Annotated in this window: 20 protein-coding genes; 9 read left to right on the plus strand and 11 right to left on the minus strand. The window is 36.1% G+C overall.

The window, feature by feature from the left end; translation table 11 throughout:
- The first annotated feature begins 49 nt into the window (after positions 1 to 49).
- The 4 genes from EM308_RS03290 to EM308_RS03305 all read left to right on the plus strand — a co-directional run bounded on the left by EM308_RS03290 (position 50) and on the right by EM308_RS03305 (position 3122).
- A complete protein-coding gene (locus tag EM308_RS03290; RefSeq protein ID WP_035636291.1) occupies positions 50 to 1027 on the plus strand; it encodes a succinylglutamate desuccinylase/aspartoacylase family protein in 978 nt (325 codons plus the stop codon).
- Positions 1028 to 1089: 62 nt separating this feature from the next.
- Positions 1090 to 2352 (plus strand): pyridoxal phosphate-dependent decarboxylase family protein, encoded by a 1263-nt coding sequence (locus EM308_RS03295; RefSeq protein WP_035636294.1) that lies wholly within the window; start codon positions 1090 to 1092, stop codon positions 2350 to 2352.
- Positions 2321 to 2884 (plus strand): 5-formyltetrahydrofolate cyclo-ligase, encoded by a 564-nt coding sequence (locus EM308_RS03300; RefSeq protein ID WP_035636418.1) that lies wholly within the window; start codon positions 2321 to 2323, stop codon positions 2882 to 2884. Before EM308_RS03295 ends, EM308_RS03300 begins: the two co-directional genes overlap by 32 nt.
- Before the next feature lie 43 nt (positions 2885 to 2927).
- Positions 2928 to 3122, plus strand: coding sequence for a hypothetical protein (locus tag EM308_RS03305; RefSeq protein WP_035636297.1), 195 nt, complete (start codon positions 2928 to 2930; stop codon positions 3120 to 3122).
- Positions 3123 to 3181: 59 nt separating this feature from the next.
- Here the strand turns inward: EM308_RS03305 and EM308_RS03310 are convergent, their stop codons facing one another.
- The 8 genes from EM308_RS03310 to gdhA form a co-directional block, all read right to left on the minus strand.
- Entirely contained in the window at positions 3182 to 3781 is a 600-nt protein-coding gene (locus tag EM308_RS03310) for a lipoprotein signal peptidase (RefSeq protein WP_035636300.1), read from the minus strand.
- A gap of 85 nt (positions 3782 to 3866) precedes the next feature.
- Positions 3867 to 4247 carry a TraR/DksA family transcriptional regulator gene (locus tag EM308_RS03315; protein WP_035636304.1) on the minus strand — a complete coding sequence of 127 codons (381 nt, stop codon included), beginning with the start codon at positions 4245 to 4247 and terminating at the stop codon, positions 3867 to 3869.
- Between the two features lie 4 nt (positions 4248 to 4251).
- On the minus strand, positions 4252 to 7713 hold the full coding sequence (gene ileS / locus EM308_RS03320) for an isoleucine--tRNA ligase (RefSeq protein WP_035636307.1): 3462 nt from the start codon (positions 7711 to 7713) through the stop codon (positions 4252 to 4254).
- A 211-nt stretch (positions 7714 to 7924) separates the two neighbouring features.
- Positions 7925 to 9808, minus strand: coding sequence for an outer membrane protein assembly factor BamB family protein (locus tag EM308_RS03325; RefSeq protein WP_231560002.1), 1884 nt, complete (start codon positions 9806 to 9808; stop codon positions 7925 to 7927).
- 248 nt (positions 9809 to 10056) lie between these two features.
- Positions 10057 to 10770: a DNA repair protein RecO gene (recO, locus tag EM308_RS03330; RefSeq protein ID WP_035636314.1), complete on the minus strand. Its 714-nt coding sequence runs from the start codon at positions 10768 to 10770 to the stop codon at positions 10057 to 10059.
- 58 nt (positions 10771 to 10828) lie between these two features.
- The gene (gene porZ / locus EM308_RS03335) at positions 10829 to 13123 is read right to left on the minus strand and encodes a type IX secretion system anionic LPS delivery protein PorZ (protein ID WP_035636317.1); all 2295 of its coding nucleotides are present in this window, start codon (positions 13121 to 13123) and stop codon (positions 10829 to 10831) included.
- A gap of 59 nt (positions 13124 to 13182) precedes the next feature.
- The gene (locus tag EM308_RS03340) at positions 13183 to 13701 is read right to left on the minus strand and encodes a GNAT family N-acetyltransferase (RefSeq protein ID WP_051877738.1); all 519 of its coding nucleotides are present in this window, start codon (positions 13699 to 13701) and stop codon (positions 13183 to 13185) included.
- Between the two features lie 251 nt (positions 13702 to 13952).
- Positions 13953 to 15296 (minus strand): NADP-specific glutamate dehydrogenase, encoded by a 1344-nt coding sequence (gdhA, locus tag EM308_RS03345; RefSeq protein WP_035636319.1) that lies wholly within the window; start codon positions 15294 to 15296, stop codon positions 13953 to 13955.
- 275 nt (positions 15297 to 15571) lie between these two features.
- On the opposite strand from gdhA, the gene EM308_RS03350 reads away from it, so the two are divergent.
- Complete coding sequence (locus tag EM308_RS03350; protein WP_035636322.1) at positions 15572 to 16357, plus strand: THC0290_0291 family protein; 786 nt, start codon at positions 15572 to 15574, stop codon at positions 16355 to 16357.
- 43 nt (positions 16358 to 16400) lie between these two features.
- Here the strand turns inward: EM308_RS03350 and EM308_RS03355 are convergent, their stop codons facing one another.
- Both EM308_RS03355 and EM308_RS03360 read right to left on the minus strand, forming a co-directional pair.
- A complete protein-coding gene (locus tag EM308_RS03355) occupies positions 16401 to 17546 on the minus strand; it encodes a cystathionine gamma-synthase (RefSeq protein ID WP_035636324.1) in 1146 nt (381 codons plus the stop codon).
- Between the two features lie 198 nt (positions 17547 to 17744).
- Positions 17745 to 18200 (minus strand): DinB family protein, encoded by a 456-nt coding sequence (locus tag EM308_RS03360; protein ID WP_035636326.1) that lies wholly within the window; start codon positions 18198 to 18200, stop codon positions 17745 to 17747.
- A gap of 76 nt (positions 18201 to 18276) precedes the next feature.
- Here EM308_RS03360 and EM308_RS03365 point away from each other — a divergent pair, with 76 nt between their 5' ends.
- From EM308_RS03365 to nadD, 4 genes are all read left to right on the plus strand, one after another.
- Positions 18277 to 18627 (plus strand): arsenate reductase family protein, encoded by a 351-nt coding sequence (locus EM308_RS03365; protein WP_035636328.1) that lies wholly within the window; start codon positions 18277 to 18279, stop codon positions 18625 to 18627.
- 456 nt (positions 18628 to 19083) lie between these two features.
- The gene (locus tag EM308_RS03370; protein ID WP_035636330.1) at positions 19084 to 19944 is read left to right on the plus strand and encodes a YicC/YloC family endoribonuclease; all 861 of its coding nucleotides are present in this window, start codon (positions 19084 to 19086) and stop codon (positions 19942 to 19944) included.
- A gap of 92 nt (positions 19945 to 20036) precedes the next feature.
- Positions 20037 to 20609, plus strand: a complete 573-nt coding sequence (gmk, locus tag EM308_RS03375) for a guanylate kinase (protein ID WP_035636332.1) — start codon at positions 20037 to 20039, stop codon at positions 20607 to 20609.
- A gap of 92 nt (positions 20610 to 20701) precedes the next feature.
- Positions 20702 to 21283, plus strand: coding sequence for a nicotinate (nicotinamide) nucleotide adenylyltransferase (nadD, locus tag EM308_RS03380; protein WP_035636334.1), 582 nt, complete (start codon positions 20702 to 20704; stop codon positions 21281 to 21283).
- On the opposite strand, the gene EM308_RS03385 is transcribed toward nadD, so the two are convergent.
- Positions 21284 to 22180 (minus strand): LysR family transcriptional regulator, encoded by an 897-nt coding sequence (locus EM308_RS03385; RefSeq protein WP_035636336.1) that lies wholly within the window; start codon positions 22178 to 22180, stop codon positions 21284 to 21286.
- Between the last annotated feature and the right edge of the window lie 88 nt (positions 22181 to 22268).

Below are 22268 nucleotides of genomic sequence, written 5' to 3' on the forward strand. Positions count from 1 at the left end.
TTTATACCAAATAAATAATTTCTATATTTATGCTTTATATTTTATAAAGATGAAAGACACAAAACCTTTAGTGATTTTTGGAGAAAGTGTTTTGCCTGGAGAAAGTAAAACTATTCAGCTGGAAATTGCCCGATTACATTCCACCACCAAATTAACCATTCCGATTATTATAAAAAGATCCAAAATTGAAGGGCCGGTTGTGCTCTTTTCGGGAGGAATACATGGAGACGAATTTAATGGAATCGAAATCGTAAGGCAAATCATCACCAAAAAAATAAACAAGCCCAAAAAAGGAACTATCATCTGTATTCCCATCATCAACATCTATGGTTTTATCAACAGGTCAAGGGATTTTCCTGATGGAAGAGATTTGAACCGTGTGTTCCCGGGAAGCAAAACGGGTTCATTGGCAAGCCGGTTTGCCTATCACATCCTTACCGACATCATGCCGCTGGTGGATTATGCCGTAGATTTTCATGCAGGTGGAGCCGGCCGATTTAATGCTCCCCAAATCAGGCTTACGCCAAATAATCCCGAGGTAAAAATATTAGCCGATGCTTTTAATGCTCCATTTACTTTGTTTTCAAAAAACATTGCAGGCTCTTTCAGGAGTTCGAGCGAAAAAATGAAAGTAAAAATGCTTCTTTTTGAAGGAGGAAAATCATTGGACATCAATCACGAAGTGGCTCAGGAAGGTATCAACGGTGTCAAACGCCTTTTGAAACATCTGGATATGCTGGATTCCAAACAATACGCTCCTTCACAAAAAAAACCAACCATTTATATTGAAAAATCGGGTTGGCTTCGAGCCAAATGTTCCGGCTTATTAATCGATAATAATCTAGTTGGAACATTTGTAAAAAAAGGAAGAACATTGGGCATGATAACTGATCCTTTTGGGAAATTTGAACGAAAAATCAAAGCGCCAAACGACGGTTATGTTCTCAATGCAAACCACTCACCCATTGTGTATCAAGGAGATGCCATTTATCATCTTTCGAACACGGCCGAAGAAGACAGCGAGTAAAACTGACTATTATCATGTTTTCAAAACTCTAACATGCTTATTTTTGATTAAAAAATAAGACTATGTTGTACTGGAAAAAGTTGTCCCAAAAAGAAAGACAAACCCGAATTGAGAGCGCCTTGGAGGAAAATGTTAATTTCACCTTGGATACCTCTTTGGGCTATCCCGCTTCAAAACTAGACAGCAAAGTGTATAATGAAGAAGTTTCTTTTCTGGCCGATGCTCCCACTTTGAAAACCTATGTAGCCAATCCAAATCATATCGGCTGTCATACTTTGGGTGCTTCGGAAAAAGCTTTTAAGGGAACTCAGGAAATAGAACGAGAAGTTCTGGATGTATTGGCCGTCGATTTTTTTAAAGCAAAACCCAAATCATACGACGGATATATTTCTCCCGGCGGAACCGAAGCCAATATTCAGGCTATTTGGATGTACCGTAATTATTTCAGTTACAAAATGGGTGCAAACCCTTATGACATAGCCATCTTAGCCTCCGAGGACACGCATTATTCTGTCCCAAAAGCTGCCAATATACTTATGCTCGACTTGCTGAAAGTTCCTGTTGATTTTCATACCCGGGAAATAGATACTTTTCAGTTAGAAAACATTATCCTTAAAGCCAAAAAGAGAGGAAAAAAATATTTCATAGTCATCTCCAATGTGGGAACGACGATGTTTGGTTCCATCGACAATCCCAATGATTATATTCAAATTTTAGAAGAACATAACCTGATTTATAAAATACACCTGGATGGTGCTTATGGCGGCTTTATCTATCCTTTTAGCAACGAGCATTCTGAACTTAATTTTGAAAATCCAAAAATTAGTTCCATAACTATAGATGCGCACAAAATGTTGCAAGCTCCTTATGGCACGGGTATTTTTCTTTGCCGAAAAGGTTTAATAGAAAACGTTCTGACCAAAGAAGCCGAATATGTGGAAGGAATGGATTTAACTCTTTGTGGCAGCAGATCCGGCTCTAATGCTGTAGCGGTATGGATGATTTTGTTTACTTACGGTCCTTTTGGCTGGTCCGAAAAAGTACGCATATTGCAAATGAGAACACAATGGTTGTGTGATGAATTGGACAAATTGAAAGTAGCCTATTTTAGAGATCCGTTTATGAATATTGTTACAATTCAGGCTCAGTACATAAATGAAAAATTGGTCAAAAAATTTGATTTGGTTCCCCAAAAACACAATGGTGATAATTCATGGTACAAAATTGTGATTATGGATCATGTAGAAGTAGATCATTTGAGTACTTTTATAACCGATCTAAAAGCATCACTTTATGTTGAAAAAAACATTACGGACGAAGTATAAAACATTACGCAACGAACTCTCCGAAATTGAAATTGAAGAAAAGAGTTTGGCTATTGCCAATAACATTCTGAAACTTCCACTTTGGGACAAAACCTATTTCCATGTTTTTTTGCCAATAGAAGAACATAAAGAAGTCAATACCGAGTTTATTCTTCACCTGTTATCGGGAAAAGATAAGGAAATTGTAGTTTCAAAAAGTGATTTTGAGACTAGAAACATGACTCATTTTCTGTTGACGGACAATACCAAAATAAGGAAAAACGAATACAACATTCCTGAACCTATTGATGGACTCGAAGTTCCGGCTACAAAAATCGATGTGGTTTTTGTTCCGCTTTTGGCTTTTGACAAAAAAGGAAACCGTGTGGGTTACGGCAAGGGTTTTTATGATAAATTCCTCTCGCAATGTAAACCCGAAACCATCAAAATTGGTTTGTCATTCTTTGAACCCGAAGAACTCATTTCGGATGTTTTTGAAAGTGATGTTATTCTCGATTATTGTATTAGTCCCGATATAATTTATGCGTTCTAGTTTATAAGTGGTACTTTTGCATTTATAAACCTACAATTAAATCATGGAAATACTTAAAAACAAAAGACTTATTACTCAAATTACAATTATACTTTTTACTTTTACATTGACAAACTGCGCTGTTAGAGTAGGAACAAATCATACCACAGTCAAAGCAAAACCGCTTCCGCCTGGACAAGCAAAAAAAATAACCGGTGAAAAAAGCGCCAAAAATTATGCACCTGGTCACAATAAATAATCAAAAAAGGGCTGACTTTTAAAAAAGTCATCCCTTATATTTTTCTACAAAAACGAATACTATTTATGAAACGCTTTTTTGTTGAATACAATTAAAATCCCAACTCCTGTTGAAATGGCAACATCGGCAACATTGAAAATCGCATTGAAAAACGTAAAATTGCGTCCGCCAAAATAAGGAATCCATTCCGGCATAGGATAATCTTTTATAAATGGAAAATAGAACATATCGACCACTTGCCCGTTTAACCAAGTTCCATAAGGAGTGTCCGAAAATAATGTCGCCAATTGTTGATGACTGTCATTAAAAATTACTCCGTAAAACACAGAATCAATAATGTTTCCAAATGCCCCCGCCAATATCAAAGCGATCGCTACAATCAGATAATTGGAACTTTTCTTTCTTTCTACAGCATCCCACAACCAATAACCAATTCCTGTTACTGCAAAAAGTCGAAAAACAGTTAAAATTAATTTACCATAAGCTCCCGGTATTTTGGTTCCCCAGGCCATTCCTTCATTTTCTATAAAATGAATTTGAAACCAATTGAATACGTGAACCTCTTCGCCTAAAATGAAATTTGTTTTTACATATATTTTAGACACCTGATCTACCAACAATATAAGAACAATTAGAAAGTACGCTTTGAATAATGACATTTTTAAATTTTTAAAGGCGTAAAAGTAATAAATTAACCAAAAAAAACGCCCCAAATGGAGCGTTAATTATTGTCTCGTAGGACATTTATCTTTGTAAGTTTTTGGCCTCGATGCTCATTGTGGCATGAGGAACAATTTTTAATCTTTCTTTTCCGATTAATTTACCGGTGATTCTACAAACTCCGTATGTTTTATTTTCTACTCTGAACAATGCACTCTTCAAATCTCGTATAAACTTTTCTTGACGTATTGCAAGTTGTGAATTGGCTTCTTTTGACATAATTTCACTACCTTCTTCAAATGCTTTAAACGTGGGGGAAGTATCATCCGTACCGTTGTTAAGGTCATTCATGTAGGCGCTTTTAATCAAATCCAAATCAGCTTGAGCTTTTACGATTTTATTCTGAATGATTTCCCTGAACTCTGCTAAATCAGAGTCAGAGTATCTTGCAACTTCATCTACCATAATACTAATTTTTTGTAATTGTTATTTTTGTCGTTATTCCATCAAAATCAATATCCGTGCCATTTTCTATATTTTCCTCAAAAACAAGTACTTCTGTCAATGTTTCTGATTTTATATAGCTTTCATTGGCTTTAACTGCCAGCTTCAAAGTATCATTATTTTGCAAATGAACTTTAACTTTATCCGTAACCTCAAAACCGGTATCTTTACGGATATTCTGAATTCTATTTACCAATTCCCTAGCGATTCCTTCTTGTTTCAGCTCGGGAGTAATTGTAATATCCAGGGCCACTGTTATTCCGTTTGAATTTGCAACCAACCATCCCTCAATATCTTGTGATGATATTTCTACATCTTCTAAAGATAAAATTACACTTTTTCCAGCAATTACAACAGTTAAGGAGCCTTCTTTGTCAAATTGTGAGATTTGTTCTGCAGACAAACCTTGTATTTCCTTGGAAATCAATCCCATATCTTTTCCAAAACGCGGGCCTAAAGACTTAAAATTTGGCTTAATTTGCTTAATCAAAATACCGGAAGCATCATCCAAAAGTACGATTTCTTTCACATTTACTTCGGCTTTTATTAGATCAGAAACAGCCTCGATTTCGAGCTTCTGATTCGCGTCAAGTACCGGAATCATTACCTTTTGCAGCGGTTGACGCACCTTAATCATCTCCTTTTTTCTAAGTGATAAAACGAGAGAAGAGATAGTCTGCGCTTTCTGCATTTTACTCTCTAACATTTTATTAACATACTTTTCAACTGAAATTGGGAATTGAGCCAAATGTACAGACTCAAAATTTTCAGTTTGTGTAGCCCTTGTCAAGTCTCTGTATAGCGCGTCCATAAAGAACGGAGCGATAGGCGCACTCAATTTACTGATAGTAAGCAAACAGGTATAAAGTGTTTGATAAGCTGCGATTTTATCCTGTGCATAATCGCCTTTCCAAAAACGACGACGACATAAACGCACGTACCAGTTACTTAGGTTTTCCTGAACAAATTCGGATATTGCACGAGCTGCTTTCGTAGGCTCATAATCAGCATAAGCTTCATCTACCAATTTGATTAATGTATGCAATTCTGATAAAATCCAACGGTCTATTTCTGGTCTTTCATCCAAAGGAACCTCAGCTTCAACAAACTTAAATCCATCAATATTGGCATACAAACTAAAGAACGAATACGTATTATAAAGTGTTCCTAAGAACTTTCGCCTTACCTCAGCCACTCCTTCAATATCAAACTTCAGGTTATCCCAAGGATTCGCATTGGCAATCATATACCAACGCGTAGCATCTGGGCCATATTCTTTTAAAGTCTCAAACGGATCTACAGCATTCCCAAGACGTTTGGACATTTTTTGTCCGTTTTTGTCCAATACTAATCCGTTAGAAACTACATTTTTATACGCAATATTATCAAAAACCAAAGTTCCGATTGCATGCAAAGTGTAAAACCATCCGCGGGTTTGATCCACACCTTCAGCAATAAAATCAGCCGGAAACGATTGATTATTATCTATTAATTCTTTGTTTTCAAATGGATAATGCCATTGTGCATAAGGCATCGCACCCGAATCAAACCAAACGTCTATCAAATCGCTTTCACGTTTCATAGGTTTTCCTGATTGCGAAACCAACGTAATTCCATCCACTACATTTTTATGTAAATCGACTAAATCATAATTGGATTCAGCCATATTTCCAATTTCAAAACCTTTGAAAGGATTATTTGTTTGAAAACCGGCAGCAACAGATTTTTCAATTTCGTTGTACAATTCTTCTACAGAACCAATCAGGATTTCTTCCTGTTTGTCTTCGGATCTCCAAATTGGCAACGGAATTCCCCAATATCTTGAACGGGATAAGTTCCAGTCGTTGGCATTTTTCAACCAATTCCCAAAACGTCCTTCTCCGGTTGCTTTTGGTTTCCAGTTGATACTTTCGTTCAAATCAAACATACGGTCTCTAACCTCCGTTATTTTTATAAACCAAGAATCCAGCGGATAGTACAAAATCGGTTTGTCTGTTCTCCAGCAATGTGGATAACTGTGCACGTATTTTTCAACCTTAAAGGCTTTATTTTCTTCTTTTAAACGAATGGCAAGCTCGACATCTACAGAACGTTCCGGTGCTTCACCATCGTTATAGTATTCATTTTTAACGTATTTACCCCCAAATTCACCCATGTGAGAAGTGAATTTTCCTTGCAAATCCACCAAAGGAACTGGGGTTCCATTTTCGTCCAAAACTAACATTGGCGGAACTTCAGGCGTAGCTTCTTTGGCTACTTTGGCATCATCGGCACCAAAAGTGGGCGCTGTATGCACGATTCCTGTACCGTCTTCGGTAGTAACAAAATCTCCAGAAATTACTCTAAACGCATTTTCCGGATTTTGATAAGGCAATGCAAAAGGCAATAATTGCTCATAACGGATTCCTACCAAATCAGAACCTTTGCATTCCGCAAGAATGTGGAATGGTATTTTTTTGTCTCCTTCTTTGAAATTCTCAAAATCGGATGGATCGTTGCTTTCAAAAAATCCTTTTCCGAATTGTTTTCCAACTAAGTTTTTAGCCAAAATCACATTGGAAGGACGGAAAGTATATTGATTGAATGTTTTTACCAAAACGTATTCGATTCTTGGTCCAACTGTCAAGGCAGTATTACTTGGCAATGTCCAAGGAGTAGTCGTCCAGGCGAGGAAATGGATTTCGTCCAAATCCAATCTTTCAAGCTTATAATGTTTTAAATTATTGGAACTTATATAATTGTAAAAAGTATTAAAAACCGATTCTTTTTGATCTTCAAGTACTTTGAATTGCGCCACAATCGTAGTATCGGTAACGTCTCTATAACTTCCCGGTTGGTTGACTTCGTGTGAAGACAAACCTGTTCCCGCTTTTGGAGAATACGGCTGAATGGTGTAGCCTTTGTACATCAAATCTTTGTTGTAGATTTGTTTCAACAACCACCAAACCGTTTCCATATATTTGGATTTGTAGGTCACATACGGATCTTCCATATCTACCCAATATCCCATTTTTTCGGTCAAGTCATTCCATACATCGGTATAACGCATTACTGTTTTTTTACAGGCTTCGTTATACTCTTCTACGGTTATTTTTTTCCCAATATCTTCTTTGGTAATCCCCAATTCTTTTTCGGTACCCAATTCCACAGGCAATCCGTGGGTATCCCAACCGGCTTTACGCTTTACTTGGAATCCTTTTTGGGTTTTATATCTGCAAAAAATATCCTTAATCGCACGTGCCATTACGTGGTGAATTCCAGGCAATCCATTGGCCGAAGGCGGCCCTTCAAAAAACACGTAAGGCTCATTTCCTTCGCGAGTGGTTACACTTTTCTCAAAAATGTTTTTTTCTTTCCAAAAATTCAGCACTTCTGACGCCACTGTTGGCAAGTCAAGTCCTTTGTATTCAGTAAATTTTGTACTCATTTTATCCTTTTCTAAATCGTGGTGCGAAAGTAAGAAATAGTTATGAATTATGAGTTATGAGTTATTGAGTTTTTGCATGTGACGAATTGTAGTTGTATTCGTTCGTAAAACGATGGAGAAATAGAAATATTAAAAAGGGGTGGATAAATGTTTTTTGTAAAATTTTCAAAAAAAAAAGCCATCAATGTGAATTTTGATGGCTCTTAAATTTTTATTTTTTATTAAAAATTTCAATTGAATCATCCAGTACATAAAATATGTTTTGTGTAGCTGGGTCAATTTCATAAATCGGGTGATTGTTTTTAAAAACTAATTTATCAACTTCAACACCGTCGGACTTTCTAACTTTTACCAACATTTTTTCACCGGTTTCTGCTTTTGCAAAAATATACGAAAAATCTCTATTTTGCTTCATTGCATTAAAACGAGAGCCAAACTTTGCAGCTACCATTGCCATTGCAGCAGCGCCTTCGGCAGCAGCACCAGACTGATTAAGTTTCGCTTTGTCTTTTTGTTTAACAACAGAGGATGTTACGTTACCATCTTCATCACGCGTAGTCATAGTCCATTCAGAACCCTGAATTCCAGTCACTGCCGAAGCTGCACTCAGAGCAATACTACCTGCTGTGGCGACACCTTTTAGAAGTTGTCTCCCTGTTTCTCCTGGTTGGCTGTAAGTAAGATGGTATTTTACAGAACCATCAAGCCCAACTCCCATTACCTCAACTGGTCCAGAAAGGGAAACTCCCCAAGGGAACATTTCTATGCTGTTTAATTCTTTCTCTCTTTTAATGTCTACTTTGGCAAATGGCTCTGGTTTATCATCTATTGAAGGATTAAACTTGTAAAGCTTTTCGTCATTATATACTAAATATGAATTGGTCGACTCATCATAAGTTGGCAATACCGGACGGTCTTTATCAAATTTGATATTGCGTTTCCATAATTTTTTACCGGATTTGTAATCCACCATATTGCCATAAGTCCCTGTAAGATACATTACTTTTTCTCGAACTTTTCCTAAATAAAAAATTGGGTCTGCTTTGTCATCAGCGATTTCAATAAAGTTTTTCCAAAGTTTTTCCCCGTCTTTGTTAATCAGCATCATTTCATTTTCGGCTACATATAAAAAATCTTTATCAATAGGTATGACTTTTTTCAATCCATCACCGCGAGCATCTTTTTTCCATATTTTTTCACCTGTCTTAAGGTCAAAGAAATTAAAGCCACTGAAATGGGCAATCAACAACTTAGTCCCCCAATCTTCAAGATAAACAATACTTTTTGTTTTTATTGACTCTTTCCAGATGCTTTTCCCTGTTTCTGTACTTAAAACATTTAAATAATCCTTTGTCGAAAAAGTTCCAGTTGAATTAATCACAACAACATTATTATCGTTTTGCGTTGGAAAAAATTTTGTATAATCTTCCTCGGATTTCCAGTTTAATTTCCCAGAATCTCTATTGAAAGAATACAGTTTCCCGTAAAGTAAGTAATAAATTGTAGCACCATTTACCTGAGCTTTATTTACATTACCAACATCCTTTAGAGAAAAACTAAATATGGATTTTGCTTTATCAACAGAAGTTTTCCATTTGATATTTCCTGATACCAAATCAATTAAGGCAATATTCATATTCCCTTTCTCCTTTAATGTAAGCAAATATTCATTGGTCTCAGGAAGAAAATCAGATTGTATAACCCAAAAAGGTTCTTTGGAGGAATTATAAACTATTTTCCCTGTATCGGTATTAACGATTAGGAATTTGGAATTGATGTTGACTTCCACATAAGGGCTATTCGGTACACTTTTTAATGCTTTTTTTTCTTTAAACATCTTGTCTAAATCAGCATCGTCCAAAAGCTCCATTGTCGATGCATTACCGTAATCCTCTTTGGTCAGTGTCCAAATTATTTTCTTGGTTTCAGGATTTATTCCGCTAATTTTTCCTTCCCCTTTGAATACAATAACTCCAGTAATCTCATTTTGCACTAAATCCTGAATTTTGCCATCAGTCTTAATAACTTCATCATAACTTCTTTGCGAAAACACTGATATGACAACAAATAGACACAACAGTATTGATAATTTCATTTTTTTCATTTTTTTTGATTTTTGGTTCAAAATGCTGGTTAAATGCAAATTAACCAGGTCTCGACAATATTATGGCCTAAATAATTAATGAGCTGTAGTATAATGTCTTCAAAAAAAGTAATATTAGTTCTACAAAAAATATCATGTCAAATTCCATTAACAGGAAAAATTTTAGGAAAGAAGCAATACATATCCATGTTTAATTAATCAAACACAGGTTAAAAGGAAATTGAAATTATTTGATTTACTTAAGAAAACACTTCCTTCAAAACATCCAATGATTTTGGTCTTTTGAAACCGTCGAGATGGAAACTGTAATAATCGATTAGAATTTTGAGAAGTATTTGTCTTTCAATAACATGAAATGTTTTTTGGCCGTTATCGAGTTTCATCTGAATCAGTTTTTTAAACAACTGCGTTTCGTGTTCTGTCAATGAACTAATGGCATGAAAGGGAGTAAAAACACCTTCAACCATTTCAAAAAAAGGCATATCCATATCCGAAATATCGGGGTAAAAACCAAGGTATTTTGTGGTTTCCAACATTAGAATCAAATGAAAATTGGAAATTTCATCATGTTGGTCGAGCCAATGCAAAGCTGTTTCCAGAAAGGTAAACAAAGCTTCATTTTTTTCTTCTTCATGTATCGAATGATACAGAATTTCGGAAAGAAACAAAACAATCGTGCTTTTGAAAATATCCGAATGGATAGAATGAAAAGGGGACGAAATTTTTACTTCTTTGAAGTTTTCCAAAGTTCCTTTGTTTTTATGTACCGCTTCAATTTCGATAATCGTCAAAGGCTGAAAATAAGCCATTTTCTGGCTCGCTTTTCGGGACGAAAAAGCATCACGAACAAAGTACGATTTCAAGCCACTTGATAATGTAAAACATTTTACAATCAAGCTTTTCTCCTGAAATTTTAATGCCGAAATTACGATGGCTTTGGTTTTAACTAGCATTTTAATTGTTTAATCGGTTAATTGTTTAATCGGTTAAACAATTAACCGATTAAACAATTCAACGTATAATCATCACTTTTTTGACTTTGGTTTCTGTTCCATCTTGAGCCGAAACAAAAATAATGTACACTCCCGATGCCACTTTGTATTTACCAAAAGCCGTAGTATCCCATTCTATTGTTCCGCCGTCGGATATGGCTTCGTAAACCAAATTCCCAGACACATCTGTTATTTTTACATTGGCTTTGTCGAGCAGTCCGTTTATTTTTACCGTTCCAATGTATTCTGGCCGAACGGGATTGGGATAAACATAGACATTATTTAAGTTTTCACTCGCCGATGTTGCAATTCCTTTAAACGATATCAACCCTTTGGATGTCGCTATAAAAACTTCACCCGTACTGCTGTTGATGCTAATATCGTTTACCACGTCACTCGGCAGCGGTGAATTGGCTGTTGTAAAATGATACTTCGTTTCCTGACCATTTGGCGAGACCATAAATACTCCTGCATCTGCCGTTCCTATCCATTTATTATTGGCACCATCCACTTCAATATCAGTTATAAATTGCTCAAAAAGTAATTCCTGCGCCAAGCCATCTTCCATTATAACAATATTTTCCGAGGTCAACTGGCTCTCGGTCTGAAAGTCATTCACATTAGACAAAACACGCAACCCTTTGGTTGTCCCTATCCAAAGTTGGTTCTTATTATCTACCGCAACCGTTCGAACATCCTGAATGGGTAAATTCCCCTGATTTTCTCCAAAAGTAATTTTTTTGAATGTATTGCTATTTTCGTTAAATCCTATTACTCCGTTTTTACTGGTCGCCATCCACTTGGTTCCGTATTTATCAATAACCATCGTTCCAAAATCATTTTCGGATGGAGCCGAAAGTATTTTGTCCATCGCATAACTTTTCCATTGTCCGTTGGGACTTAGCATTTTTAAGCCATTGACAACCCTACAATTCGTTATCCACAAATTTCCGGATTTATCAAAAGCCGTTCCGTTTATTCTAATGTCGATATAATTGGGATCTGGCGGACTGATGCTCAACGATTCCAAACTGCTGTTGGTTTGATTGTATAAAATTGTTGGTACATCGCTTTCAATTTTCAATAAACCCGAAAAAAAAGAACTCGCATACACATCCTTTTCATTGGTTGGATTAATGGTAATTCGAGACATCGATTTGGCTCCAAAAACCTTTTCAAAAGGAATATTCAACCAACCGGAAGACGAAAATTTACTGATCCCAAAATCATCCAACGGATACGGATTATAGTAAATATCATAATCGCCATAAACCGCCCAAAGTTGACTAGGTGTGGCTTGGATGGCGAAAACACTATTTCGAGAAGGACCAATTGGAGTTATATTTTCATAAGTTGAAGCGTTGGAAAACGAAGTAACAATCAATCCATTTGCAACGGTACCAATGTAAATAGAATCCTGAATTATAGTTGCACAGCTAAAAGCAGAATTGATATTCGGAACCTGATTTCTGTTTATTTGACGCTGCAAAGCCATTTGTTTGTTATAAATAAAAACGGTATTGGCTGTTGTTATAATGAGATAATCTTTGGTTGAACGAAAATTTGTTACGGCTTCCGCCAAAGGTAAAAAACCGTTAAAAGTATTGGAACCCAAATCGTATTTGTGAACATAACCCGAAGTATTTACAGCATACAAATCGGCCCCAAAAGCCGTGATGCCAGACCAATCACCCACAGCATTGACTTGCCATTGATTGAAATCGATTAAATTAGGATTGCTTATATCGCCTTTCCGAATTCCGCTAGAAGTCGCGGCATAGATAAATCCGTTATAAATTGCCGTTTGTGACACTCTGATTTCTGCTCCGTTATCGCCTATAAAGTAGGTATCACCAAACTTTGAAGAAGACAAATTGAACTGTACGATCCCAAAATCGGTGGAAACATATAGGATTCCGCCAAACTCTATTAAATTATTGATTCGTTTACTATTGTTTGGCAAATTTTTATTGATGATATCAACCACTTTGAGCATCGAGCCATCGGCTTGGTTGATGACAATCAATAATCCGTTTTGATAACCTACAATCGTCTTATTGAAAGTTGGACTGTAATAAAGCGCTGTAATGGTTTCACCCGAAAGCCCATCAATTGTAGTGGTTGTTTTGATAATGCCTGTAGTTACATTTTTGGAAAACAATGCATTTTCGGAAGCGGTAAAAATTGTCGAAGGCGATTCGGAAACGGCTTTGATTTGTGTGAAAGAAAAATAACCCTGCCAAGACATATTCGTTTGAGCAAAAGTAAATTGCAACAAAAATAAAAAAAGTAGGTATACAAGCCTTTTTCGCATCGAATCGGTTTTGATCCACAAATATAGCACAAAGGAAAAGAGATTTTAGATTGCTGATTTTAGATTTTAGATTTTTGCAACACTTTCTCATACGCTTTTCTTTGACCTCCTCTGAAATACACATGACCGCAGAACTCATAACCCAATTTTTCAAAAATATTCTTCATTGCAAAATTGTCAAAATTCGTGTCTGCTTTTACGCTGTAGATATTATTTTTTCGTGCAAAATCCTCAATGAATCCCATCATTATTTTCGCACAGCCTTTTCCCAAATATTGTTCAGAAATAGCCACACGATGAAACACCACAAAATCATCATTGGTTAACCAATTGCCTTCAATTTTTGCATATTCTGGTTCGTCATTAATCAAAATTGAACAATAACCAACTATGTTTTCTCCCTCGGTCAAAACAAATCCTGCCTCTTTTTCAATGTCTTTTTTCACCACTTCGGGGTTTGGATAACCGTCCTGCCATTGGTCACTTCCGTCTTCTTTTCTCCTTTTTATAGCCGATTGCAAAATGTCCCAAATTTGTGGGATTTCAGTAATTTCAGCTTTTCTAAATTGGTATTCCATTTATTGTGATTTTGTTTTAATTGCGTCTGATAATCTGTAAAGTTTACAAAAAATATTTTTTACCGCAAATTCGCAAATTTTTTCATTACACTAAACCGTGGTAAAAAAAATAAAATTGCAAATTTTCGATAACCTTTACAACAAAAAAATGCCTTCAATCTTTACAGAAAAAAGGCATTCACTTTATTTATTGATTCAAATCTAAAATCTGAATTGCTTCGCCAATTCGCTATCGCTCGGGTCTGCAATCTTTACACCACTCCTTGCGCAAGCATCGCATCGGCTACTTTTACAAATCCTGCGATATTGGCTCCTCTTACGTAGTCTACATAACCGGTTGCATCGGTTCCATATTTCACACAGGAAGCATGAATATCTTTCATAATCATTTTCAATCTTTCGTCCACTTCTTCAGAAGTCCAGCTTAAACGCAATGAGTTTTGAGACATTTCAAGCCCTGAAGTCGCAACTCCTCCAGCATTCGAAGCTTTTCCCGGAGCGAATAAAATTTTAGCTTTTTGGAAAACATGAATAGCTTCTGGCGTAGATGGCATGTTTGCTCCTTCGGCAACACAAACACATCCGTTGCCCACAAGCAATTTGGCTTCTTCCTCGTTCAATTCGTTTTGGGTCGCACAAGGCAAGGCAACATCACATTTTACTTCCCATGGACGCTTTCCTTCAAAGTATTTTGCGTTTGGATATTTTGCAACATAATCGCTAATTCTTCCTCTCAACTCGTTTTTGATTTCCATTACGTGAGCCAATTTGGCTGTATCAATTCCGTCGGCATCATAGATATAACCTGCAGAATCAGATAATGTCACTACTTTACCACCCAACTGAATTACTTTTTCGGCGGCATATTGCGCTACATTCCCAGATCCGGAAATTGCCACAATTTTTCCTGTAAAGCTTTCTCCTCTTGTCGCCAACATACTTTGTGCAAAATATACATCGCCATATCCTGTAGCTTCCGGACGGATTAATGAACCTCCAAAAGATATTCCTTTACCTGTCAAAACTCCAGTAAATTCGTTGGCTAGTCTTTTGTATTGGCCAAACATATATCCTACTTCTCTGGCTCCAACTCCAATATCTCCTGCGGGTACATCAGTATCAGCACCAATGTGTTTTGATAATTCGGTCATAAAAGATTGACAAAAACGCATTACTTCGTTGTCTGATTTTCCTTTTGGATCAAAATCAGATCCTCCTTTTCCACCACCCATTGGCAGTGTAGTCAAACTGTTTTTGAAGGTTTGTTCGAAAGCCAGGAACTTCAATATACTTAAATTTACGGATGGATGAAAACGAATCCCTCCTTTGTAAGGTCCGATAGCCGAATTCATTTGGATACGGTATCCTCTATTTACTTGAGTTTCTCCTTTGTCATCTACCCAAACTACACGGAACATAATGATACGATCTGACTCGACCATTCTTTCCAAAATCTTTTTGTTTTGGTATTTTTTATTTTCTTCAATGAATGGAATTACTGTTTCTGCTACTTCGGTAACTGCTTGAAGAAATTCTGGTTCATTGGGGTTTTTTTTTGCAACCAATTCTATAAAATCTGCAATGCTTTGTGACATGATTATTAAATTATAAACGTTCAAAAAACGTTTCCGTTAGTCTTACAAAGATACAGGTTCTAAAAACATTTTAACTTTTTTGACATTCAATTATAACAAAATTATCTTTTTATTGGTTATTTATAAAGAATCTAACATATTGCTTAATGTATTTACGAAATCGATATAGTATTGACAAATATTGAAATAATATTCCTGCTTATTTTTATTTTAATATTACAATTCTCTGTACTGCTAGTTTTTATATCTTTGTTTTTTAGAAAATCCCCCAACCTATGACCAAACTTAAAATAGTAGCTATATTGCTACTTATAATTTTACCCCATTGTTCTTTTGCGCAACCTAAGGTTACAAATGATATTGGTATTATAGCAGGAGTATCAGAAATGAGATCCGACTATGGACAGCGAGGCGAAACCAAAAGTAACATTAATAATATGGGGTTTGGAATTGCGCTTGTTCACTATGCAGGTTTTTCCTATTTTGATAATTTGAATGAATATTTTAAAGAGCATTTCAAAGTGAGGTCTGAGCTATCCTATAGCAAAACCAAGATGCAACACTATGGAGAATGGGTTGGAAAAACCAGTTTGACCTCAAAACAACTCCAGGCAATGAGAGGATCAACCCAATTATTTAACGTAGGTTGTCAGCTTGAATACAGCCTTAAAAACCTACATGACTTTGAAAGAGAAATAGGTAGTTTTGCCCCTTATGTTTCTATTGGTCCCCAATTTAGTTATTATGATGCCAAAGCTTGGTCAACCATGGGAGAAATTGGAACTTCACTTACTACTCCTCTCAAATACTTGATTCCATCGAATGGGCATCCTAACGGATATTCCAATGAAAGCAAAACCGTATTTTCGGCGACATTGAATATTGGAACTCGATATAAATTAACACCATTGACCGATCTTGTTTTGGATATTAGGGCACAATTTTTTACCTCAGATTGGGTTGATGGTCTTAACCCCAAGAAAGATTTATTCAAAGAAAACAAGAATAATGACTGGCTTACTTTTATTGGACTAGGTTATGTTATTTATTTGGACAATTAAAAAATTCAAAAAAACTCCCAACTCGTTTAAGCTGGGAGTTTTTTTATGCCAATGCCTGTTGCAAATCGGCTATTAAATCTTCGGCATCTTCTATTCCTACACTCAGCCGAACCAAATCATCGGTAATCCCGACTTCTTTTCGTTTATCTTCTGGAATAGAGGCATGTGTCATTAACGCAGGATGATTCGCCAGCGACTCTACTCCTCCCAGCGATTCTGCCAATGTAAATACTTTCAGTTTTTCTAAAAATTGTATTGCTTCCTCTTTTTTTCCCGAAATAAATGTAAAAGAAACCATCCCACCAAAACCGCTCATTTGTTTTTTGGCAATTTCGTGATACGGATGATTGGGCAAACCTGGATAGTAAACGATTTTTATTTTTGGATGATTGCTCAAAAATTCTACTACTTTGGCGCCATTTTCGCAATGTCTTTGCACTCTCAAATGCAGGGTTTTTATTCCTCTTAATACCAAAAAGCTGTCCATTGGCCCCAAAGTTGCCCCTGTAGCAAATTGCTGAAAATGCAATTGTTTTCCCAAAGCTTCGTCTTTTACAATTAAAGCCCCCGCAATTACATCTGAATGTCCTCCCAAATATTTGGTAGCCGAGTGCATCACAATATCGGCACCTAAATCTAATGGCTTTTGTAAATATGGTGTTGCAAAAGTGTTGTCCACAGCAAAGAGGATATTATTGGCTTTGGTAATTTTGGCAATTTCTTCAATATCTGCCAATTTCATTAAAGGGTTTGTTGGGGTTTCGACCCAAACTAATTTTGTGTTTTCATTTATAACCGACTTGAAATTGTCTAAATCATTCATGTCTACAAAATGAAATTTAATCCCCGAATCTTTATAAATACGGGTAAACATACGATACGTTCCACCGTATAAATCGTCCATGGCGATGATTTCGTCACCTGCTTTAAAGGATCTTAAAATACAATCTGTAGCCGCAAGTCCCGATGAAAAAGCCAATCCGCGCGTTCCGTTTTCGATACTGGCCAAAGCGTTTTCCAAAGCTGTTCGCGTAGGGTTTGACGCTCTGCTGTATTCATACTCCGGATTCAGCGGTTTCCCCGGACTCGTCTGCACAAAGGTCGATGTTTGATAAACTGCCGGCATTACAGCCCCGGTACTTGGGTCGTGATGCTGCCCTCCGTGAATTACTTTGGTATTGAATTTCATCGTTTACTTTTTTAATTATTTATATGACTGTCCGCAAAGCTTACAAAAAAGAATTCTATTTTTTAACCATTAAGAAATTAAGTTTTTAATCTTAATGAACCTTAATTTCTTAATGGTTTTAAAAGAAAAAACAACTTTGTTTTTTAAAATTTTGGATTGGTCTCACTAACGGATAATCATTATTATTTTCCTGAATGATTAAACATACTTTCTGATGCTCATCAGAACTCCAAGATGTAAACCTTCGTGAAAATTATTGAAATTAATCGCTCCTTTTGCGCTTTTCAAAATAAATCCTGTCGAAGTTGGATATTCTTGATAGTTTGCAAAAGCGCCATTGTTATAATCAGCTTCCAATTGATCAACGGTTGAAAACACTAATGATTTTATCAAATCTACCTCTTCCTGGGTGGCGTCTTTTTCGGGTTTTGTTCCTTTTCGGTATTTTTCGACCAATTCATCAGAAACCGCCATTGGCAATCCTGCTAATTTATAAACCAATAATTGTTGTGTCACCACGACGTGCGCGATATTCCAAAATAAGCTATTGTTGAATCCTTCCGGAATTTTATTCAATTGTTCCAATGTGTAATTTTCAAAATAAGAATTCAGCATTCTTCTTCCTGTTCTGGCAACTTCAAATGTATCTTGCATAATTTTAATTTTTGTATAAAATTAAACATTTTTACCTATCAAATGTTTTCCTTTGCAATTAGAAAATCGAAAAAAAATGAACAAAATATACTATCTCGCTTCCTGCGACACTTGCCGAAAAATAATAAAATCGTTGCCTCAAAACCACGATTTGGTTTTTCACGACATCAAGCAAAACCCAATCAGTATTGAAGAACTGGAGGAAATGCACAAACTTTCGGGAAGCTACGAGTCGCTTTTCAGCAGAAAAGCACAATTGTATAAATCGATGGATTTAAAAAACAAATCCCTTACGGAAGATGATTATAAAAAATATATTCTGGAACATTATACTTTTCTAAGCCGCCCTGTTTTTATCATCAATGACAAAATATACATTGGCAACAGTCAACAAAATATTCATCAGGTAATGAAAGTTTTGGGATAATTTTTTGGCAAATCTATTATTGTAATTTTTCCTTTTGGGATGATGGAAAAAGCTACCCGGTCGATAGCGGAATGTCATTAAGTTAAGGATTTCTTGATAAGCTTTTTCTAAATATAGCTCTCGCAAAGTCGCTAAGACGTAAAGAAATCAGCTGTGAACTTTGCGCCTTTCCGTCTTCTCGAGAAAATACAGTGCTTAACTTAATGGCATTAAACGATTGTGAAAAGGCCAAGCAAATCGCTCTCTTTAGCCCCGATTGAAGTGGAAATCCTTGTGTGCCGGGGTTCGGCATACAAGATTGCAACGAAAAGCGGGACCCATCTCTCCTAAAATACCAAATCTTTCTGCTCCAAAAAATTAATAATCGAACTTAGGTTAAAAATTGTTTTTGCGGAAACACTGAATGCTTAAGGCTTTCCTCTTTTTTCTTATCTTTGAACACTTTTATACAACTATATGATACAATCGATGACTGGATTTGGTAAAGCTACTTTGCAATTGCCAACCAAAAAAATTACAGTAGAAGTAAAATCTTTAAACAGTAAAGGTTTAGATTTAAATGTACGAATGCCTGCTCTTTACCGCGAAATGGAATTGGGTTTACGCAACCAAATCGCTGTGAAACTGGAAAGAGGCAAAGTGGACTTTTCTGTTTTTGTCGAAAGTACCGCAGAGCAGACTTCGACCAAGGTAAATGTGCCTATCGTAAAAGCCTATATCAGCCAATTGAGGGAAATATATAGCGATGCCGATGAAACCGAATTGATGAAAATGGCGGTGCGCATGCCTGATACCATGAAAATTGAACGTGAGGAAATAGACGAAAATGAATGGGCTCAAATCCAAACTGTAGTTGAAGAAGCGTTGCAAAATATCCTGAATTTCAGAAAAGCGGAAGGGCAATCTCTGGAAAATGAATTTCAATTGCGAATTGGCAATATTCGTCAGTTTATGAACGAAGCTTTGGAACTGGATCCGGAACGTGTTCAAGCAATAAAAGACCGTTTACAAACCGCAATTTCTGAATTGAAAGTGAATGTGGATGAAAACCGTTTTGAGCAGGAATTGATTTATTATCTTGAAAAACTGGACATCACCGAGGAAAAAGTGCGATTGACCAATCATCTCGATTACTTCCTTGAAACCATCACCGGAACAGAAGCCAACGGCAGAAAACTAGGCTTTATCACTCAGGAAATGGGACGCGAAATCAACACGATGGGATCCAAATCGAACCACGCACAAATGCAAAAATTAGTCGTGATGATGAAGGATGAATTGGAGAAAATTAAAGAGCAGGTTCTAAACGTATTGTAATCCCCCTAACCCCCGAAGGGGGAAACTATATTAGGAGGCAATAATTATCAATTAACTTAAAAATTCCTCCCCTTCGGGGAGGCTAGGAGGGGATGAATAAAGGAAAATTAATCGTATTCTCGGCGCCATCGGGGTCTGGAAAAACCACTATAGTAAGACATTTATTAGGACAGGAAGATTTGAATCTTGAATTTTCCATATCCGCAGCAACTCGTGAACCACGCGGTGAAGAAATAAACGGCAAGGATTATTATTTCATGTCTTTGAAAGATTTTAAAAACCACATCAAGGCCGAAGATTTTGTGGAATGGGAAGAAGTCTATCGTGACAATTTCTACGGCACCTTAAAAAGTGAAGTGGAACGTATTTGGGCTTTGGGCAAAAATGTGATTTTTGACATTGACGTTGCCGGAGGATTGCGAATTAAATCAAAATTCCCCGAAGAAACTTTAGCCGTTTTTGTAAAACCGCCAAGTGTCGATGAACTCAAAAGAAGACTAAAAGAACGCTCTACCGAAAGTGATGACAAAATCAATATGAGAATTGCAAAAGCTTCGGTCGAACTAGCAACCGCTCCTCAATTTGATGTGATTATTAAAAACTATGATTTGCCTGTGGCTTTGGAAGAAGCACATCAATTGGTGAAGGATTTTGTAAATAAATAAAATTGAAGAATTGAAAGATTGAAAAATTGAAAAATTATGAAAAGTGATTTTAATTTTAAATCTTTCAATTTTTAAATCTTTCAATTAAATTCATGAAAATCGGACTATATTTCGGAACGTTCAATCCCATTCATATTGGGCATCTCATCATTGCCAACCACATGGCAGAGCATTCTGATTTGGATCAAGTTTGGATGGTTGTAACACCTCACAATCCGCTCAAAAAGAAAAGCACTTTGCTCGATGATTACCATCGTTTGCAAATGGTTCATCTCGCCACAGAGGATTTTCCAAAAATAAAACCATCCGATATTGAGTTCAAATTATTACAGCCCAATTACACCGTGAATACTTTGGCGCATTTGCAGGATAAATTTCCGCAACACGAATTTTCATTAATTATGGGAGAGGACAATATAAAATCGCTCCATAAATGGAAAAATTACAATACGATTCTAGAACACCATGACATTTATGTTTATCCCCGCATTTCATCAGAGGTAGAAAATCTGGAATTAAAAAATCATCCTAATGTTCATTTGATAGATGCTCCTATTGTTGAAATATCATCGACGACAATTCGGGAAACCATCAAAAAAGGGAAAAACGTACAACCACTTTTACCTTATAAAGTCTGGGACTATATTGATCATAATAATTTTTACAAAAAATAATCATTTCAAAACCAACTTTAATTCAGCCATTATATCCTGAAAAATAGGGCTCAAATTTTCATTTTTACCCGATAGCAAAAATACTTCTGTACTTGGCATTTGTTTGCTGTCCCAAACCAACTGCAATTTCTTTTCTTTAATCAAATTTTTAGCATTAATATCCCAAGTAACCGCAACTCCCGTATTTTTGCTGAGAATTTCCAGCATTTCATATTCTGACGGAATAATATAATTGGCAATAATCGAAGGTCTTTTTTTAGCAAAAACATGAAGCCAAAATAATTTAATATGCGGAATTTCGGCATCATGGCTGTACCATTTTTGTTCATTCAGCCAATTTTCGATTGCGGTATCATTTTTGATTTTAATATTTGGCTTTACTTCCGAAAGATCAACATCGCTAGAACCCACAACAACTTGCTTGATTTCACCCGCCTTTTTTTGAATGGTATCAAAAGTGTCGAACTTCTTGGTTACTACCGCAAAATCCAATTTTTTGGAATTTACCAAATCAAACAGCGTATCATTTGTATGGAATGTAAAATCGACAAAATCAAATTTGGCGACCAATGCACTCCCTATACTGCTCATTAAATGCTTTGAAATGCCAACAGACAATAACCGATTTGCATTGAAAGCTTTCGCACGAAATCCATTTTCAACATTTTCCAATCGGTCTAAGGCATCAATAATTAGATTATTGAGTAACTTAGCGTACTCTGTTGGTTCAACCCCTTTGGACTTTCGATTAAAAAGCTTGTAACCTACATGCGCCTCCAACATCACTATTTGCTGACTTACAGCTGGTTGACTAATAAATAATTCTTTGGCTGCCAAAGAAAAATTTCCGTTTTTATAAACTGATTTAAACGTTCGATACCATTCCAGATTAACCATGATATAAATATATTTATCACAAACATAATTTAAATTATTTTTGCTAATAACACATTCGCCATAAATTTGTTGAACTAAAAAAATTAAA

It is taken from the genome of Flavobacterium gilvum (genome assembly GCF_001761465.1).
Classification (GTDB): domain Bacteria; phylum Bacteroidota; class Bacteroidia; order Flavobacteriales; family Flavobacteriaceae; genus Flavobacterium; species Flavobacterium gilvum.

Excerpts from the sequence above, each read along its gene's own strand:
- EM308_RS03290 (WP_035636291.1), top strand. The coding sequence starts at position 50 with ATGAAAGACACAAAACCTTTAGTGATTTTTGGAGAAAGTGTTTTGCCT.
- EM308_RS03295 (WP_035636294.1), top strand. The coding sequence starts at position 1,090 with ATGTTGTACTGGAAAAAGTTGTCCCAAAAAGAAAGACAAACCCGAATT.
- EM308_RS03300 (WP_035636418.1), top strand. The coding sequence starts at position 2,321 with ATGTTGAAAAAAACATTACGGACGAAGTATAAAACATTACGCAACGAA.
- EM308_RS03305 (WP_035636297.1), top strand. The coding sequence starts at position 2,928 with ATGGAAATACTTAAAAACAAAAGACTTATTACTCAAATTACAATTATA.
- EM308_RS03310 (WP_035636300.1), bottom strand. The coding sequence starts at position 3,781 with ATGTCATTATTCAAAGCGTACTTTCTAATTGTTCTTATATTGTTGGTA.
- EM308_RS03315 (WP_035636304.1), bottom strand. The coding sequence starts at position 4,247 with ATGGTAGATGAAGTTGCAAGATACTCTGACTCTGATTTAGCAGAGTTC.
- ileS (WP_035636307.1), bottom strand. The coding sequence starts at position 7,713 with ATGAGTACAAAATTTACTGAATACAAAGGACTTGACTTGCCAACAGTG.
- EM308_RS03325 (WP_231560002.1), bottom strand. The coding sequence starts at position 9,808 with ATGAAATTATCAATACTGTTGTGTCTATTTGTTGTCATATCAGTGTTT.
- recO (WP_035636314.1), bottom strand. The coding sequence starts at position 10,770 with ATGCTAGTTAAAACCAAAGCCATCGTAATTTCGGCATTAAAATTTCAG.
- porZ (WP_035636317.1), bottom strand. The coding sequence starts at position 13,123 with ATGCGAAAAAGGCTTGTATACCTACTTTTTTTATTTTTGTTGCAATTT.
- EM308_RS03340 (WP_051877738.1), bottom strand. The coding sequence starts at position 13,701 with ATGGAATACCAATTTAGAAAAGCTGAAATTACTGAAATCCCACAAATT.
- gdhA (WP_035636319.1), bottom strand. The coding sequence starts at position 15,296 with ATGTCACAAAGCATTGCAGATTTTATAGAATTGGTTGCAAAAAAAAAC.
- EM308_RS03350 (WP_035636322.1), top strand. The coding sequence starts at position 15,572 with ATGACCAAACTTAAAATAGTAGCTATATTGCTACTTATAATTTTACCC.
- EM308_RS03355 (WP_035636324.1), bottom strand. The coding sequence starts at position 17,546 with ATGAAATTCAATACCAAAGTAATTCACGGAGGGCAGCATCACGACCCA.
- EM308_RS03360 (WP_035636326.1), bottom strand. The coding sequence starts at position 18,200 with ATGCAAGATACATTTGAAGTTGCCAGAACAGGAAGAAGAATGCTGAAT.
- EM308_RS03365 (WP_035636328.1), top strand. The coding sequence starts at position 18,277 with ATGAACAAAATATACTATCTCGCTTCCTGCGACACTTGCCGAAAAATA.
- EM308_RS03370 (WP_035636330.1), top strand. The coding sequence starts at position 19,084 with ATGATACAATCGATGACTGGATTTGGTAAAGCTACTTTGCAATTGCCA.
- gmk (WP_035636332.1), top strand. The coding sequence starts at position 20,037 with ATGAATAAAGGAAAATTAATCGTATTCTCGGCGCCATCGGGGTCTGGA.
- nadD (WP_035636334.1), top strand. The coding sequence starts at position 20,702 with ATGAAAATCGGACTATATTTCGGAACGTTCAATCCCATTCATATTGGG.
- EM308_RS03385 (WP_035636336.1), bottom strand. The coding sequence starts at position 22,180 with ATGGTTAATCTGGAATGGTATCGAACGTTTAAATCAGTTTATAAAAAC.